The organism is Mesorhizobium humile, assembly GCF_033977215.1.
Lineage (GTDB): Bacteria > Pseudomonadota > Alphaproteobacteria > Rhizobiales > Rhizobiaceae > Mesorhizobium > Mesorhizobium humile.
In genome coordinates, this window is the sequence record NZ_JAVIIV010000071.1 from 1 (window position 1) to 748 (window position 748).

The following is a 748-nucleotide window of genomic DNA, read 5'->3' on the forward strand; positions in this document are numbered from 1 at the left end:
ACCAGCATGCTCATCGGGTTCTCGATCAAGCGCTTGAAGGCGCCGAGCAGTTCCGCGCCGAGCGCGCCGTCGACCGCGCGATGATCGGTCGAGAGCGTCACCGACATCACGGTGGCGATTTTGATCTCGCCCTTCTTGACCACCGCCCGCTCCTCGCCCGCGCCGACCGCCAGGATCGTCGCATGCGGCGGGTTGATGACGGCGGCAAAGTCCTTGATGCCGAACATGCCGAGATTGGACACCGCCGTCGTGCCGCCCTGATATTCTTCCGGCTTCAGCTTGCGGCTCCTGGCGCGGCTCGCCAGGTCCTTCATCTCGTTGGAGATGACCGACAGCGTCTTTTCATCGGCATGCCGGATGATCGGCGTGATCAGGCCGCCGGGGATCGACACCGCGACGCCGACATCGGCGTGCTTGTGCTTGACCATGGCGCTGTCCGTCCAGGAGGCATTGGCGTCCGGCACCGCCATCAGCGCCATCGCCATCGCCTTGATCACCATGTCGTTGACCGAGAGCTTGTAGGCCGGGGCTTCGCCCTTGTCGGTCTTCCGCATCGGCGCCGCGGCATTCAACTGCGTGCGCAGCGCCAGCAGCGCGTCGAGCTCGCAGTCGAGCGTCAGGTAGAAATGCGGGATGGTGGACTTGGCCTCGACGAGGCGCCGCGCAATCGTCTTGCGCATGTTGTCATGCGGCACGAGCTCATAGGAGCCTTCGGCGAACAGCTTCAGCACCTGGTCGTCCGACATCG

Annotated in this window: 1 protein-coding gene; it reads right to left on the reverse strand. The window is 64.7% G+C overall.

Translation table 11 applies throughout. The features are described from left to right. Positions 1-748, reverse strand: a 748-nt coding sequence (locus RFM52_RS32735; RefSeq protein WP_320327906.1) for a 2-oxo acid dehydrogenase subunit E2, incomplete at both ends; no start/stop codon positions are given.